General features: G+C 38.8%; 13 protein-coding genes and 1 other annotated feature (1 of these 14 only partly in view). Of the genes, 12 read left to right on the forward strand and 1 reads right to left on the reverse strand.

The annotated features are described in order from the left end of the window. The 8 genes from dnaA to IMZ31_RS00040 all read left to right on the forward strand — a co-directional run bounded on the left by dnaA (position 1) and on the right by IMZ31_RS00040 (position 10,285). Complete coding sequence (dnaA, locus tag IMZ31_RS00005; protein WP_036780568.1) at positions 1 to 1,353, forward strand: chromosomal replication initiator protein DnaA; 1,353 nt, start codon at positions 1 to 3, stop codon at positions 1,351 to 1,353. Between the two features lie 184 nt (positions 1,354 to 1,537). After that, complete coding sequence (gene dnaN / locus IMZ31_RS00010; RefSeq protein ID WP_207528749.1) at positions 1,538 to 2,680, forward strand: DNA polymerase III subunit beta; 1,143 nt, start codon at positions 1,538 to 1,540, stop codon at positions 2,678 to 2,680. Positions 2,681 to 2,792: 112 nt separating this feature from the next. Continuing rightward, a complete protein-coding gene (gene yaaA, locus IMZ31_RS00015) occupies positions 2,793 to 3,014 on the forward strand; it encodes a S4 domain-containing protein YaaA (RefSeq protein ID WP_036780572.1) in 222 nt (73 codons plus the stop codon). Positions 3,015 to 3,043: 29 nt separating this feature from the next. Further along, entirely contained in the window at positions 3,044 to 4,162 is a 1,119-nt protein-coding gene (recF, locus tag IMZ31_RS00020; RefSeq protein ID WP_036780580.1) for a DNA replication/repair protein RecF, read from the forward strand. A 9-nt stretch (positions 4,163 to 4,171) separates the two neighbouring features. Further along, complete coding sequence (gene remB / locus IMZ31_RS00025; protein WP_036780582.1) at positions 4,172 to 4,444, forward strand: extracellular matrix regulator RemB; 273 nt, start codon at positions 4,172 to 4,174, stop codon at positions 4,442 to 4,444. Positions 4,445 to 4,500: 56 nt separating this feature from the next. Next, positions 4,501 to 6,423 (forward strand): DNA topoisomerase (ATP-hydrolyzing) subunit B, encoded by a 1,923-nt coding sequence (gyrB, locus tag IMZ31_RS00030; RefSeq protein WP_207530253.1) that lies wholly within the window; start codon positions 4,501 to 4,503, stop codon positions 6,421 to 6,423. 150 nt (positions 6,424 to 6,573) lie between these two features. Next, positions 6,574 to 9,117: a DNA gyrase subunit A gene (gyrA, locus tag IMZ31_RS00035; RefSeq protein WP_207528750.1), complete on the forward strand. Its 2,544-nt coding sequence runs from the start codon at positions 6,574 to 6,576 to the stop codon at positions 9,115 to 9,117. 79 nt (positions 9,118 to 9,196) lie between these two features. Further along, positions 9,197 to 10,285: an HD-GYP domain-containing protein gene (locus IMZ31_RS00040; protein ID WP_207528751.1), complete on the forward strand. Its 1,089-nt coding sequence runs from the start codon at positions 9,197 to 9,199 to the stop codon at positions 10,283 to 10,285. A gap of 34 nt (positions 10,286 to 10,319) precedes the next feature. Here IMZ31_RS00040 and IMZ31_RS00045 read toward each other — a convergent pair whose 3' ends face one another. Next, on the reverse strand, positions 10,320 to 11,282 hold the full coding sequence (locus IMZ31_RS00045; protein ID WP_207528752.1) for a YaaC family protein: 963 nt from the start codon (positions 11,280 to 11,282) through the stop codon (positions 10,320 to 10,322). 136 nt (positions 11,283 to 11,418) lie between these two features. Between IMZ31_RS00045 and guaB the strand changes: the two genes are divergently transcribed. From guaB to pdxT, 4 genes are all read left to right on the forward strand, one after another. After that, the gene (gene guaB, locus IMZ31_RS00050; RefSeq protein ID WP_207528753.1) at positions 11,419 to 12,888 is read left to right on the forward strand and encodes an IMP dehydrogenase; all 1,470 of its coding nucleotides are present in this window, start codon (positions 11,419 to 11,421) and stop codon (positions 12,886 to 12,888) included. 319 nt (positions 12,889 to 13,207) lie between these two features. Beyond that, entirely contained in the window at positions 13,208 to 14,539 is a 1,332-nt protein-coding gene (locus tag IMZ31_RS00055) for a serine hydrolase (RefSeq protein ID WP_371825465.1), read from the forward strand. Between the two features lie 114 nt (positions 14,540 to 14,653). Then, positions 14,654 to 15,538, forward strand: coding sequence for a pyridoxal 5'-phosphate synthase lyase subunit PdxS (gene pdxS, locus IMZ31_RS00060; RefSeq protein WP_207528754.1), 885 nt, complete (start codon positions 14,654 to 14,656; stop codon positions 15,536 to 15,538). Positions 15,539 to 15,559: 21 nt separating this feature from the next. Beyond that, positions 15,560 to 16,150, forward strand: coding sequence for a pyridoxal 5'-phosphate synthase glutaminase subunit PdxT (gene pdxT / locus IMZ31_RS00065; RefSeq protein WP_207528755.1), 591 nt, complete (start codon positions 15,560 to 15,562; stop codon positions 16,148 to 16,150). A gap of 38 nt (positions 16,151 to 16,188) precedes the next feature. Next, positions 16,189 to 16,242 (forward strand) — a binding site (T-box leader) (it continues 172 nt past the right edge of the window).

Raw genomic sequence — 16,242 nt, forward strand, 5'->3', positions numbered from 1 at the left:
TTGGAAAATATCAACGAGCTTTGGGATAATACGCTCACGAAAATAGAGGAAAAAATAAGTAAACCCAGCTTTGAGACGTGGCTGAAAAGTACAAAAGCAGACTCTCTTAAAGATGATACGCTCATAATCGTAGCTCCCAATGAATTTGCTAGAGATTGGCTCGAAAGCCGCTATTCTAAGTTAATATCTGATGCTTTATTCGAAGTAACAGGGGCTCAACTGCAAACGAAATTTATTATTCCGGAGGCGAAAGACGTTACTCCTGATGACGTAAAACCTGCAATGAAACAAGTACAAAATATGCAGCAAAATGAGCAAGAGGAATCTCCTCAAAGTATGCTCAATTCTAAATATACATTTGATACTTTCGTTATTGGTTCAGGAAATCGCTTCGCCCATGCAGCCTCACTAGCTGTTGCAGAAGCGCCAGCTAAAGCATATAATCCGCTGTTTATTTATGGGGGTGTGGGGTTAGGGAAGACTCACTTAATGCATGCTATCGGACATTATGTACTTGATCATAACCCTTCCGCCAAAGTCGTTTATCTATCTTCAGAGAAATTTACAAATGAATTTATTAATTCTATTAGAGACAATAAAGCAGTTAACTTTCGCAACAAATATCGTAATGTAGACGTGCTACTAATTGATGATATTCAATTCCTAGCTGGAAAAGAACAAACGCAAGAGGAATTCTTCCACACTTTTAATACACTTCACGAAGAAAACAAACAAATTGTCATTTCTAGTGACCGACCACCTAAAGAGATTCCAACTTTAGAGGACCGCTTACGTTCTCGATTTGAATGGGGACTCATAACTGATATTACTCCGCCAGATTTAGAAACGCGTATAGCTATTTTACGAAAGAAGGCCAAAGCAGAAGGTCTAGATATCCCAAATGAGGTAATGCTTTATATTGCTAACCAAATTGATACAAATATTCGAGAATTAGAAGGAGCTCTCATACGTGTTGTGGCGTATTCTTCTCTAATTAATCGTGATATTGATGCATCTTTAGCAGCTGAAGCTTTGAAAGACATTATTCCAAGCTCAAAGCCAAAAGTCATTACAATCCAGGCTATTCAGGAAGTTGTAGCTGAAAAGTACAGTATTAAGCTTGATGACTTTGCAGCTAAAAAGCGAACCAAAACAATAGCTTATCCAAGACAAATTGCCATGTATCTATCAAGAGAAATGACAGATTATTCACTGCCGAAAATAGGAGAAGAGTTTGGAGGGCGTGATCATACGACGGTAATCCATGCTCATGAGAAAATTTCAAAGATGCTAAGTCAGGATCAGCAATTACAAAAAGACTTAGAGGAATTAAAAGAAACACTAAAATCGTAAAATGAGCTGTGGATAGCCATATGAGTTGTCCTTAAAGTTACACACACTCTATCCACATGTGAATATCCTTGCTGTCATAGGGTCACCACTACTTATACACATATTCACAGCCCTTACGACTACTACGACCTTTTTTTATAATATAAATATAACTAATGGAATTCCATTTAGGAGGATTTGATTCATGAGATTTACAATACAACGCGATCAATTAATGAATAGCGTCCAAGATGTTATGAAAGCCATCTCTTCTAGAACTACGATTCCTATTCTTACAGGAATGAAAGTTGAAGCGACAGAGTACGGAGTAAAACTGACAGGAAGCGACTCTGATGTAACAATTGAGTCATTCATTCCAGTAGAGGAAGATGGAATCGTACTAGTTGAAAACATCGAACCTGGTAGCATTGTTCTACAAGCTAAGTATTTTCCTGATATCGTTAAGAAGTTACCTCAACAAACAGTTGAAATAGAAGTAGATGATCATTTCAACGTGAATATTCGATCAGGTAGTGCAGAGTTTCACTTAAATGGTCAAGACGCAGAAGAATACCCGCATTTACCGCAAATTCAAACGAACCAAAGTTTTGAAGTGCCTATTGATTTACTGAAAGACTTAATTCGACAAACTGTCTTCGCGGTGTCCACCTCAGAAACACGCCCTATCTTGACAGGTGTAAACATGAAGGTGGAAAGTGATGACCTGTACTTTATTGCTACAGATAGCCATCGTCTTGCATCAAGAAAAATCCCAATGGGTGAAAATGTTCAGCCGTTATCATTTGAGAATGTTGTGATCCCTGGAAAGAGTTTGACAGAACTGAATAAAATTCTTGATGATTCTCAGGAAACCATAGAAATCAGCGTCACAGAGAATCAAATTTTATTCCGTACTAAGCATCTATATTTCCTTTCACGCTTATTAGATGGCAATTATCCTGAAACGTCTCGTTTAATTCCAGATGAAGTAAAAACAACGGTTTACATTGATACCAAAGAGCTGCTTCAATCCATTGACCGTGCTTCACTATTAGCTAAGGAAAATCGTAATAGTGTTGTTAAACTTACAACAAAAGAAAATAATCGAGTGGAAATTACAAGTAATTCTCCTGAGGTAGGTAACGTTGTAGAAGAAGTAACAGCTGAATCTTTAGAAGGAGAAGATCTTAAGATTTCCTTTAGTGCAAAGTATATGATGGATGCATTGAAAGTGGTTGATTGTGAAAAAGTAAATATTCAATTCACTGGAGCCATGCGCCCATTCTTAATCCGTCCTAATGAAAATGATCAAATATTGCAATTGATTTTACCTGTTAGAACGTACTAATTGTTATGATTCTAGAAATAAAAAGCAAGGGATGTCATCCCTTGCTTTTCTTATGGACAAATCTTTAGTAAAATAGGTAGAAGGTCAAGTCTGGAATTAGGGTGAAAAATACATGTATGAAAATATTGAAATAGAAACTGATATGATTCCTTTAGGTAAATTTTTGCAGATCGCAAACGTCATTGAAACCGGTGGAATGGCAAAATGGTTCTTGTCTGAGTACCCAGTTTTTGTTAATGGGGAAAGGGAAGATCGTCGTGGTAAAAAATTATCTTTTGGAGATCTTGTAGAAGTTGAAGGTGTAGGTACCTTTAAGGTTGTATCAGAATCTTAATTTCCCAATTAAGTTGAAGGGGACTCCCTATGCATTTAGAACAACTAACTTTAAAACACTACCGTAACTACGAGCATTTAGATATAACATTCGATGATAAGGTTAACGTTATTATTGGTGAGAATGCTCAAGGTAAAACAAATCTTATGGAAGCTATATATGTTTTGGCTTTTGCGAAATCCCATAGAACCCCTCGGGATAAAGAACTTATCATGTGGGACCAAGAATATGCTAAAATTAAGGGGAGTGTGTTTAAGCGAAAGCGCCACTTTCCTTTGGAAATTGTAACGTCCACAAAAGGGAAAAAGGCAAAGCTTAACCATCTTGAGCAAAAACGTTTAAGCGATTATATAGGCGCATTAAATATTGTCATGTTTGCACCTGAAGATCTAAACCTTGTAAAAGGAAATCCTCAGGTTCGTCGTCGTTTTATAGACATGGAAATTGGACAGATTCAGCCTGCTTATATTTATCACTTGGGACAGTATCAAAAGATTTTAAAGCAACGAAATCATTTATTGAAGGAATACCAGCGCAAACAAAAACCTGATTTAACAATGCTGCGAATCTTAACTGACCAACTCATAGAGCACGCTGCAACGATTGTTCAAAGACGATTTAAGTTTTTAGGTCTCCTCAGAGATTGGGCCATGCCAATACATGAAGGAATTAGTCGACAGCTAGAAAAGCTTGAAATTGAGTATAATCCTACAGCTGAAGTATCAAAAGATATGGATTTGTCTATGCTTGTAAGGGTATTCCAAGATAAATTTCAAGAAATTGAAAAGCGGGAACTAGAGCGAGGTACTACTTTAATTGGCCCGCATCGTGATGATTTAATTTTCTATGTAAATGGTAAAGACGTCCAAACATATGGTTCTCAAGGGCAGCAACGTACAACAGCTCTTTCTTTAAAACTGGCTGAAATTGAGTTGATCCATAGTGAAGTTGGAGAATATCCCATTTTGCTGTTAGATGATGTATTAAGTGAATTAGATGATTATAGACAATCCCATCTATTGCATACCATTCAAGGAAAAGTCCAAACGTTTGTATCAACAACGAGCGTGGATGGCATTGAGCACGAAACTTTACGAAAAGCGGACGTTTTTTACGTTCAAGAAGGTAGCGTTACTAGGCCGAATTGAGGTGGAACTTTGTTTATTCATATTGGTGAAGATCATGTCATTGAATCAGGAGACGTTATATCCATTATTGACTATGAGCTGCTTACTTCGTCTTCAATTGTTGAAGAAATGATTCAAAATCAGCGACTCAACCAGAGAGTGTTTGAATCTCCAAATGCAGAGGCAAAGTCAATTGTCATAACTAAAGACTATATTTACTTTAGTCCACTTTCTGTATTTACTCTCAAGAAACGTGCCAACATGACTTCAACATTGAACAAAATCGAAGACTTTGCAGAATGATTCATGGGAACGAAAGAATATAACCTAGGGAAAGAAATGTAGGTGAATGACTGATGATGGAAGAAAATCTACCAAACCAACAAGCGTATGATGAGAGTCAGATTCAGGTGCTTGAAGGATTAGAAGCGGTTCGTAAGCGTCCAGGAATGTATATTGGTTCAACGAATGAAAAAGGACTTCATCACCTTGTTTGGGAAATTGTTGATAACAGTATTGATGAAGCGCTAGCTGGGTATTGCGATCACATCACTGTTACAATTGAGAAAGATAATAGTATTACCGTAACTGATAATGGACGTGGAATTCCTGTTGGTATGCATAAAAAAGCCAATCGTCCAGCAGTAGAGGTAATTTTAACGGTACTGCACGCAGGAGGTAAATTCGGCGGTGGCGGTTATAAAGTTTCAGGTGGTCTCCATGGTGTTGGTGCATCTGTAGTAAATGCCTTGTCTAGCAGTCTGGAAGTATATGTGCACTTAGATGGCAAGGTTCACTACCAACAGTATCGTCGTGGTGTGCCACAAGAAGATCTTAAAGTCATTGGTGAAACAGATGTAACAGGTACACGTATTCATTTTATGCCTGACGACGAGATTTTCACTGAAACGAAAGAATATAACTTTGATACGTTAGCTAACCGTCTTCGTGAGTTAGCGTTTTTAAATAAAGGGATTCGCATTACAATTGATGATAAACGTGATGAAGAACAAGAGGCGAAAGATTTTCTTTACGAAGGTGGAATTGTTTCATATGTGGAGCATTTAAACCGTACACGTGAAGGTCTGCACGAGCCTTTCTATGTTGAGAATGAAAGTGAAGACATTAGTGTAGAAGTAGCCTTACAGTACAACGATGGCTTTGTAAGTAATATTTATTCCTTTGCTAATAACATCAACACCTATGAAGGTGGTACGCATGAATCTGGTTTTAAAACGGCGCTTACAAGGGCTATAAACGACTATGCTCGTCGAAACCAAATGTTTAAAGAGAATGATCCAAACCTGACAGGTGATGATGTTCGCGAAGGTCTTACAGCTATTATTTCCATTAAACATCCAGATCCTCAATTTGAGGGACAAACAAAGACAAAGTTAGGAAATAGCGAAGCTCGTACCGTGACGGATAATATCTTCAATGAGTACTTCTCTAAGTTTTTATTTGAAAACCCTGACTCAGCGAAGATGATTGTTGAAAAGGGATTGATGGCTTCAAGAGCACGTTCTGCTGCCAAGAAGGCGCGTGAATTAACAAGACGTAAAAGTGCATTAGAAGTATCTAACTTACCTGGTAAATTAGCTGACTGTTCTTCTAAAGATGCAAAGATTAGTGAGTTGTATGTGGTAGAGGGTGACTCAGCAGGAGGATCTGCTAAGCAAGGACGAGATCGACATTACCAAGCCATTCTTCCTCTACGAGGTAAAATTATTAACGTTGAAAAAGCTCGGTTAGATAAAATCTTATCTAACAATGAGGTTCGTTCCATTATTACAGCGCTAGGCACTGGTATTGGAGAAGAGTTCGATATTTCTAAAGCAAGATACCATAAAATTGTCATTATGACAGATGCAGATGTTGATGGTGCTCACATCCGAACCCTGCTCCTGACATTCTTCTATCGTTACATGCGTCCATTGCTCGAATACGGTTATATTTATATCGCTCAACCACCTTTATATAAAATTCAGCAAGGGAAAGCTATTCATTATGCGTTTAATGATAAAGAAATGGAAGCCACATTGTCTCAGTTATCTAAGCAGCCCAAGCCTAGCTTACAACGCTACAAGGGTCTGGGTGAGATGAACTCTGAACAATTGTGGGAGACGACAATGGATCCTGAAACGCGTACAATGCTTCAGGTTAGCTTGCAGGATGCAATGGAAGCTGATGAAGTATTTGAGATTTTAATGGGAGATAAAGTAGAACCTCGTCGTAACTTTATTCAAGATAATGCCCAGTACGTGAAGAATTTAGACGTTTAAAATAAATAGCAGCTCAGAGAACACATACAAGCCGAACCCTTTTTATGGTGGTTCGGCTTGTAAGCTTAAGTATGAAATGTGAGAACAAGTTGAATCAACTCCAAGAGATATTAAAGATCTCTTTTTCCTCATTGAATAGGAGGTATCACGATGGCGGATCAACAACGCCCGAACGTAAAAGAAATCAATATTAGCCAAGAGATGCGTACATCCTTTATGGATTATGCAATGAGTGTTATTGTATCCCGTGCTTTACCAGACGTAAGAGATGGATTAAAGCCTGTACACCGACGAATCCTATATGCAATGCATGACTTAGGTATGCATGCTGATAAAGCGTATAAGAAGTCTGCACGTATTGTAGGGGATGTTATTGGTAAGTACCACCCACATGGTGACTCTGCCGTTTATGACTCTATGGTACGTATGGCGCAAGATTTTAACTACCGTGCTATGTTAGTAGATGGCCATGGTAACTTTGGTTCTGTTGATGGAGACGCAGCTGCAGCAATGCGTTATACAGAAGCAAGAATGTCAAAGATCTCAATGGAGCTTTTGAGAGATATTAATAAAGATACCATTGATTATGCTGATAACTATGACGGTACTGAAAGAGAGCCTATTGTGCTACCTGCTCGTTTCCCTAACCTGCTCGTTAATGGTGCAAGTGGTATTGCTGTTGGGATGGCTACAAATATCCCTCCTCACCACTTAGGTGAAGTGATTGATGGTGTATTAGCAGTGAGTTACAATAGCGAAATTACTATTGATGAGCTTATGACAGAGCATATTTACGGACCTGACTTTCCTACTTCTGGTCAAATTTTAGGAAGAAGTGGGATTAGAAAAGCTTATGAAACAGGGAAAGGTTCTATAACCATCCGAGCGAAAGTAGACATCGAAGAAATGAAAAACGGGAAATCCCGTCTTCTGGTTTCAGAGATTCCTTTCCAGGTCAATAAAGCTAAGCTAGTGGAAAAAGTAGCCGAATTAGTACGAGACAAAAAAATTGATGGAATTACAGATCTACGAGATGAATCTGACCGTGAAGGTATGCGTGTTGTGATCGAACTTCGTAAAGATGTAAATCCAAACGTGGTTTTAAATAACTTATATAAACAAACAGCCCTTCAAACATCCTTTGGAATCAATATGCTTGCATTAGTAGATGGACAACCTAAAGTATTAAATCTAAAGCAATGCCTTGAGCATTACTTAGAACATCAAAAGGTCGTCATCCGTCGCCGAACAGAATATGAGTTGCGTAAAGCGGAAGCACGTGCTCATATTTTAGAGGGGCTTCGCATTGCACTTGATCATATTGATGAAATTATTGCGTTAATTCGAGAATCTCAAACAACTGATATTGCGCGTGAAAATCTAATGACGAACTTTGAGCTTTCTGAAAAGCAGGCTCAGGCGATCTTAGACATGCGTTTGCAACGCTTAACTGGATTAGAGCGCGATAAGATTGAAAAAGAATATGACGAACTTGTGCAGCTAATTACTGAGCTGAAAGCCATCTTAGCTGATAATGAAAAGGTTCTTGAGATTATACGAGAAGAATTAACGGAAGTAAAAGAACGCTTTACTGATGAACGCCGGACTGAGATTGTTGCAGGAGGAACAGACTTTATTGAAGATGAGGACCTGATTCCTGAAGAAACAGTCATTGTTACATTGACTCATCAAGGGTATATCAAGCGCCTACCTGCCACAACATACCGTTCTCAAAGACGTGGCGGACGTGGAGTTCAAAGTATGGGGACAAACGAAAATGATTTCGTTGAGCACCTTCTTTCAACTTCAACGCATAATACGCTTCTGTTCTTCTCAAATAAAGGGAAAGTATACCGTGCCAAAGGGTATGAAGTTCCTGAATTTAGTCGGACAGCTAAAGGGATTCCAATTATCAACATGCTAGAAATTGAAAAAGATGAGTGGATTAATGCTGTTATATCCGTCGAAGATTTTGCGGACGATTGGTATTTATTCTTCACAACCAAACAAGGAATATCTAAGCGTACCACTCTATCTGCTTTTGCTAATATTCGTCGTGGTGGACTAATTGCCTTGAATTTAAGAGAAGATGACGAGCTCATTTCAGTTCGTATGACTGATGGCGATAAACACATTATGATTGGTACCAAAGGCGGTTACCTCATTCGCTTCCCAGAGGAAGATGTTCGTACTATGGGACGTACAGCAGCCGGAGTTAAGGGTATTTCCTTACGAGAAGACGATGAAGTTGTTTCAATGGAAATCATTGAAGACGGTCTTCAAGTCCTCAACGTAACGACTAAAGGTTTCGGAAAACGAACACCGGCCGACGAGTATCGTATTACAGGACGCGGTGGTAAAGGTATTCGTACTTGTAATATTACAGAGAAAAATGGAGAAGTTGTAGCTGTTAAAGCTGTGACGGGAGAAGAAGACGTTATGATTATCACAGAAGCAGGTGTGTTAATTAGAATGGCTGTAGAAAGTATCTCCCAAACAGGTCGTAACACTCAAGGTGTACGTCTAATTCGCCTTCAAGAGGGTGAAGAGGTAGCAACAGTAGCACGTATCCAAACTGAAGCACATGAAGAAGATACACTTGAAGAACCTGGTGAACAAGCCGAAGATCATGAGGAATTACCTACTGAGCAAGAAGAAATCATCGAAGAAAATCCAACATCAGAAGAAGAGTAGTAAAAGAAAAGGAGATGTACAAACATCTCCTTTTTCTTACATTAAACACTTTAAATGTCCAAATTGGAGGGGAAGAAGCATGCGTGTACACCCTGGACAGCTAATTCCTGGTTGTATTGTGATGAGTGATGTGATGGGAAAAACAAATAGCCCAATTGTATCGAAGAATACTGTTGTGAAGCCTATTCACATTACAATCTTACATAAGTTTTTAATTGAAGAAGTCGAGGTGGGGCAGAAACTGTCAAACGGAAGCCCATTCTTACCTCAAAAGATTAAGGAAGAGCCTGAAGGAAATGAGACTGTTCAAGAACTAGAACAAACTGACTTTAGAGATCAGTACTTGTATGCAGTGCAATCCTATAAAAAAATGTTTCACCAATGGCAAGCAGGGATCGGAATTGATATAAGTGCTGTTCGGCGAGTCATCGTACCTCTTATTGAACAAGTTTCCCAGCATAAAAACGAAGTTTATTCCTTACATCATTATACGAGCAAGGATGACTATTTTTATCACCACGGTGTAGCTGTAGCCTTATTATCAGCGCTAATTGCTGAGCAGCTTCAATACTCAAAAGGGGAACAAATTCAAGTTGGAATAGCTGGTTTTTTAAGTGACTGTGGGATGTCTAAAATTGATGAGAAGATAACACTAAAAAAAGGGCCATTAACTTCTTATGAATACAATGAAGTAAAAAAGCACCCAACATACTCGTATAGATTAGTCGAAAAGGTACCTGCTTTAAAAAATGAGGTTAGGCTTGGTGTCTTGCAACATCATGAACGATTAGATGGAAGCGGGTACCCTTTGGGGATTTCAAGTAATAAGTTACATACATTCGGTAAAATTATTGCTGTATCAGATCTCTACCATGCGATGACATCCGAAAGAGTTTATCGATCCAAGCAATCTCCTTTCAAGGTTTTAGAAGAATTGTTACAACAACAGTTTGGAAAATTTGATCCCACTGTCATTCAAACGCTTGTACAAAGTATGACAAGTTTATCTTCAGGGATGAAGGTGCGATTATCTAATAATCAAATTGCTGAGATTGTTTTTATAGAATCCAAACACCCAACAAGACCTATGATTCGCTTACATCATAGCGATGAGATTATTCACTTGAAATACCACCGAGATCTTTATATCGAAGAGATTATATCATAGGTAAACGTCACCCAACCTTTTGTGTTGGGTGACGTTAGTTTTTAGTGACATGAGAAGCAAGGAAATCAGCTATTAACCAGGGTATTTTAGTCTTACTAATCTCTAAGAAAGTACGGATGTAAACGAGATCTTCACTTGTGTATGAATGAAGAATATCCCCCCACCATTCTGTTTCATAGCGAGAAAGCATACTCAGGTTATATAGAATTAAGTAATGAGATAACAGTTCAGGCAATGGGTATTGTAATGATCGTTGATTTGGAATAAATAATTGCTCATCCTCATGGTTAACGTATAGATAAGGATGGTGAATAGTAGATATAGGAGAAGTTAAAAAGACCTTGATAGAATTTTGTTCTACTTTTATTTCTTCACATTCTGGGAGAATTGAATGGATATGCTGTTTGAAATAATTCTCACTCCAATGATAATCATCAAGGATCTTGATAGGTATTGTGAGTACTTTATCTCCTCTTTTCCCTATTGTATACCCATTAGAGGGAGTATCTAGAAAACCATAGATCTCCTTCATTTCTGGAATTCTTTTAAGTAGCTCATCCATAGTAAATTTTTCTTTAGGAAAATGTTCCATGTGAAACATATGCTCTGAAACGTATGAAAAAAGACCTTTGTTCTGTATTTTTACTTCGTCTTTTAGAAATGAATAATTTTGCTTTTTTCTCTTTCTACTTGTAACGCCATGAGCTAGTACACTTGTTGATTCAGGATAATCAGGACGCTTTGTTAAAATTGCTGCTTTAATAAACTGTGACATCCCATAAAAGTAAAGAATAGGTTGGACCGACAACGGGGACTGTTCCGCCTGTTTATAAAAGGTTTGCCCATGTTCTAAGTAATAGATGAGCCGATACGTATTATCATAGCTCTTACGCTCAGCGTCCACATCGAGGCTTTCATAACATTTATGTAAGTATTGCTGTGAAAGCGGAGAGGATTGAAGTTTTGTGTAAATGGACAGAATATTTCGTATATTCATATTGAAGGCCTCACTTTCTTAAAAACAGTTGAAAATCCCCTTTTAATAACGTAGTGTAATCTACAATATAATAACTTATAGATTTTAGTTTGTCCTAATGAGCAGAAAACATGAATACTTGTCAGGAGGGTAATCAATGCGTGAAGATAAGTTTGCTAAAGAAAGTTTGACGTTTGATGATGTGCTATTAATTCCAGGGAGATCTGATGTTCTTCCGAGGAATGTTGAAGTGAAAACGGAATTGTCCTCTACTTTGAAGCTTAACATACCACTCATGAGTGCAGGTATGGATACAGTGACAGAAGCAGAAATGGCAATTGCGATGGCCCGCCAAGGTGGTATTGGGGTTATTCACAAAAATATGTCCATTGAAGAACAAGCTGAACAGGTTGATCGTGTAAAGCGAAGTGAAAGTGGCGTTATTTCAAACCCCTTCTTTCTAACACCAGAACACCAGGTTTATGATGCCGAGCACTTAATGGGGAAATATCGTATATCAGGTGTTCCAATTGTGAATAACGAACGTGATCAACAGTTAACAGGAATTATTACAAACAGAGATCTCCGATTTATCCAAGATTACTCTATCCAAATCTCCGAAGTTATGACAAGTGATAATCTTGTTACAGCTCCAGTCGGTACAACTTTAGATGAAGCAGAAAAGATTCTTCAAACTTATAAAATAGAAAAACTTCCTTTAGTAGATGAAAACCATGTTTTAAAGGGATTAATTACAATTAAAGACATTGAAAAGGTCATCGAGTTTCCAAACTCAGCTAAAGATGAATATGGTCGGTTACTAGCTGGTGCTGCAGTGGGAGTAACTGCAGATGGAGACACGCGTATTCAGAAACTTGTTGATGCCGGAGTTGATATGATTGTAATTGATACAGCGCACGGCCACTCTCAAGGCGTTATTGATCAAGTATCTTCTGTTCGTAAACTTTATCCTAACTTAAATATTGTTGCAGGAAATGTAGGGACTCCAGAAGCCACTCGTGATTTAATTGAAGCAGGAGCAAATATTATTAAAGTAGGCATTGGGCCTGGTTCTATTTGTACAACACGTGTCGTTGCTGGTGTAGGTGTTCCGCAGATCTCAGCTGTATATGAATGTGCATTAGAAGCTAAACAGTATGGCGTGCCTGTCATTGCAGATGGAGGTATTAAGTACTCTGGTGATATAGCTAAAGCTCTTGCTGCTGGTGCACATGCTGTTATGATTGGAAGTATGTTTGCTGGGGTATCAGAGAGCCCTGGAGAAACAGTAATCTTCCAAGGACGTCAATTTAAAGTTTATCGTGGTATGGGCTCAGTAGATGCAATGAAGTCAGGGTCTAAAGACCGCTACTTCCAAGAATCCTCAGAGGCCAACAAATTAGTACCAGAAGGCATAGAAGGTCGAGTACCATATAAGGGGCCATTGGCTGACACAGTTCACCAATTAATCGGTGGTTTACGCTCTAGCATGGGTTACTGTGGAACGGCTGATTTAACAGCATTCCGCCAAAATTCACGCTTTACTCGAATTACGAATGCAGGGTTACGTGAAAGCCACCCTCATGATGTACAGATCACAAAAGAAGCTCCAAATTACTCTGTCTGATAAAGTCTTAGAAAATAATAATAAAGAGCATGTACTCAATGAAGCTCAGATTATAATAATCTGAGCTTCATTCTTTTAATAAGAATTAGTTTAGTAAATGTATTGAAGAATATTCATTAAAATAATAAATATAGAACGAGCCAGCTTAGAGCTTATCATTCTCATCGTAATGTACTATGTGATTTGATGAGGTTTGTCAAACATATGGCGTATAGTAGATAGGTTCCGCCATAACGGGCGGAAAGTCTGTTTCTCTATTAAGTCGTCCTATGATAAAATAGCGTCATATGTATACTATCTTTTTGGAGGTTGAAGGACGTTGAAAACTAGATTAAAAGTACCCTTTATCATGCTAATAATGGTACTTGTATCATTTACTTCCATGCTAACGAAACCGATTACAACTTCGGCAGCGGTAGATGTGCAAGCTAAAACAGCCATTCTAGTAGACGCGGAAACTGGGAAAATACTATTTGAGAAAGATGCAGATGTAGCATTGCCACCCGCTAGTATGACAAAAATGATGACCGAATACTTAGTATTAGAAGCAATTAAAGAAGGAAAGATTAGCTGGGATACTACGACTCAGATTACAGATTATCCATACAGCATTTCAGCTGACCCGGCTTTCTCTGGTGTTGGGTTGAAACAGAATAAGGATTATACAGTCAGAGAGCTCTATGAAGCTATGGCGATTAATTCTGATAATGCAACGACCATTGCGTTAGCCGAACTTGTAGCAGGTTCAGAAGGTGACTTTGTTAAAATGATGAATGATAAGGCAGACGAACTGGGACTGCCGGACGCAACGTTTGTTAACTCAACTGGGCTGTCAAACACAGACCTAGGAGAAAATGTTCCAAAAGGTACGGAGCCAAATGCGGATAACCTAATGTCTGCGCGTTCTGCAGCACTGTTAGCCTATCGTTTAATTAACGATCACCCAGATGCTCTTGAAGTCTCTAGTATGACGACTACCGAGTTCGAAGGAGACAGAATTGAGAACTTAAACTGGATGCTTCCGGAAATGCCTGGATACTTATCACAATATGGATATGAAGGTATGGATGGGCTAAAGACAGGTTGGACGGATTTAGCAGGGTACTGCTTTACAGGAACTGCTGAAAGAGACGACCAGCGTCTAATTTCTGTAGTCATGAAAACCGATAGTAAAGAAGCCCGTTTTGAAGAAACGAGAAAATTATTAGATTATGGTTTTAACCAATTTGAAAAGAAAGAATTATATCCTGAAGGGTTTCAAATTGAAGATAAAAAGACAGTCCCTGTAACAAAAGGAAAAGAAGACACTGTTGAGATTGCTTCAAATGGTCCGCTGACAACAATGATTGAAAAAGGTACAGAGGATCAATATAGCGTAGAGTACTCACTTGATCAATCATCTTTAAACGATAAGGGTGAATTAACAGCACCTATTAAAAAAGGACAACAAGTTGGTTCAGTTACGTTGGTGAATAGTAAAAAGAATTATGGGTATATTACTGCCGATGGTGAACAGAACGAAAGTGTTGAACTTGTAACACAAGAAAAAGTTGAGAAATCAAATTGGTTTATGCTCATGATTGGGGCCATTACAGGTTTCTTTGCTGATATCTTTACGAGCGTTGTAGATACTGTAAAAGGTTGGTTCTAAACCTAGTAAATTTGTAGGCTTTTAGAGTGGTTTGTTATACAATATTTTTAAGAGAGTTTAGTTCTATTAATCACTAAATCACTATGATGCACATTCGGAGTAGGAGGAATATTCATGTCAAAAACAGGTACAGATCGTGTTAAAAGAGGTATGGCAGAAATGCAAAAAGGCGGCGTCATTATGGACGTTGTAAATGCAGAGCAAGCTAAAATTGCTGAAGAGGCTGGGGCTGTCGCAGTTATGGCACTCGAGCGCGTTCCGGCAGATATCCGTGCAGCAGGTGGAGTTGCTCGGATGGCTGATCCAACCATTGTTGAAGAAGTAATGAACGCTGTATCTATACCGGTAATGGCAAAGGCTCGTATTGGGCATGTGGTAGAAGCTCGCGTATTAGAGTCTATGGGCGTGGACTATATTGATGAGAGTGAAGTACTAACACCTGCAGATGAAGTATTTCATATTAAGAAGAATGATTATACTGTTCCATTTGTTTGTGGTTGTCGTAATCTTGGTGAAGCAACACGTCGTATTGGCGAAGGTGCATCTATGCTACGCACTAAAGGCGAACCTGGAACAGGAAATATTGTAGAAGCGGTTCGTCACATGCGCGAAGTTCAATCACAGATCCGCCAAGTAATAAGCATGAATGAAGATGAGCTAATGACTTATGCTAAAAACATTGGAGCACCTTATGAACTTCTTCTTCAGATTAAAGAAGAAGGTCGTCTACCTGTTGTAAACTTCGCTGCAGGAGGGATTGCAACACCTGCTGACGCAGCCTTGATGATGCAATTAGGTGCAGATGGTGTGTTTGTTGGTTCTGGAATCTTTAAATCCAATAATCCTGAGAAATTTGCTCGTGCTATTGTAGAAGCAACAACTCACTATGATGATTATAAACTAATCGGAGAACTTTCTAAGGGTCTTGGAACTGCTATGAAAGGTATGGAGATGTCTACACTTCAACCTTCCGATCGTATGCAAGATCGCAGCATGTAATTGATAAAAGGGGAATGCATCATGACTGTAATTGGTGTCTTAGGTTTACAAGGGGCTGTGCGTGAGCACGTACGCTCTATAGAAGCGAGCGGAGCTCAAGCCGTAGTTGTAAAGCGTACATCTCAACTGGATGATATTGACGGTTTGATATTACCGGGTGGTGAGAGTACAACAATGCGCCGTTTAATCGATAAATATGGCTTTTTTGAGCCTTTACAACAGTTCGGACAAAGTGGTAAACCAATCTTTGGAACATGTGCTGGCTTAATCTTATTAGCCGGAAGAATTCAAGGGCAAGATCAACCACACCTTGGTTTAATGAACATGATCGTCGAACGAAATGCGTTCGGGCGTCAAAGAGATAGTTTTGAAGCCTTCTTAGACATTAAAGGTATTGCTAAGGAGTATGAAGCTGTTTTTATCCGGGCACCATACATTGTAGAAGTCGGTGAGGGTGCCGAAGTACTAGCCAAGCAAAATGATAAAATCATTGCGGCTCAGGACGGCCATTACCTCGCATGTGCTTTTCACCCGGAGTTAACAGATGACCATCGTTTAACCGAACATTTTGTAAAAATGGTTGAAGAATCGAAGAAAACACTTGCATCTTAGCAAGAAATTCGCTATTCTTCTTCATAACAACAAATATACGAAACGTGATGATAGGAAGTAGTAACAACGTGTCCTTCTACAGAGAACTGGTG

It is taken from the genome of Pontibacillus sp. ALD_SL1, from assembly GCF_017355605.1.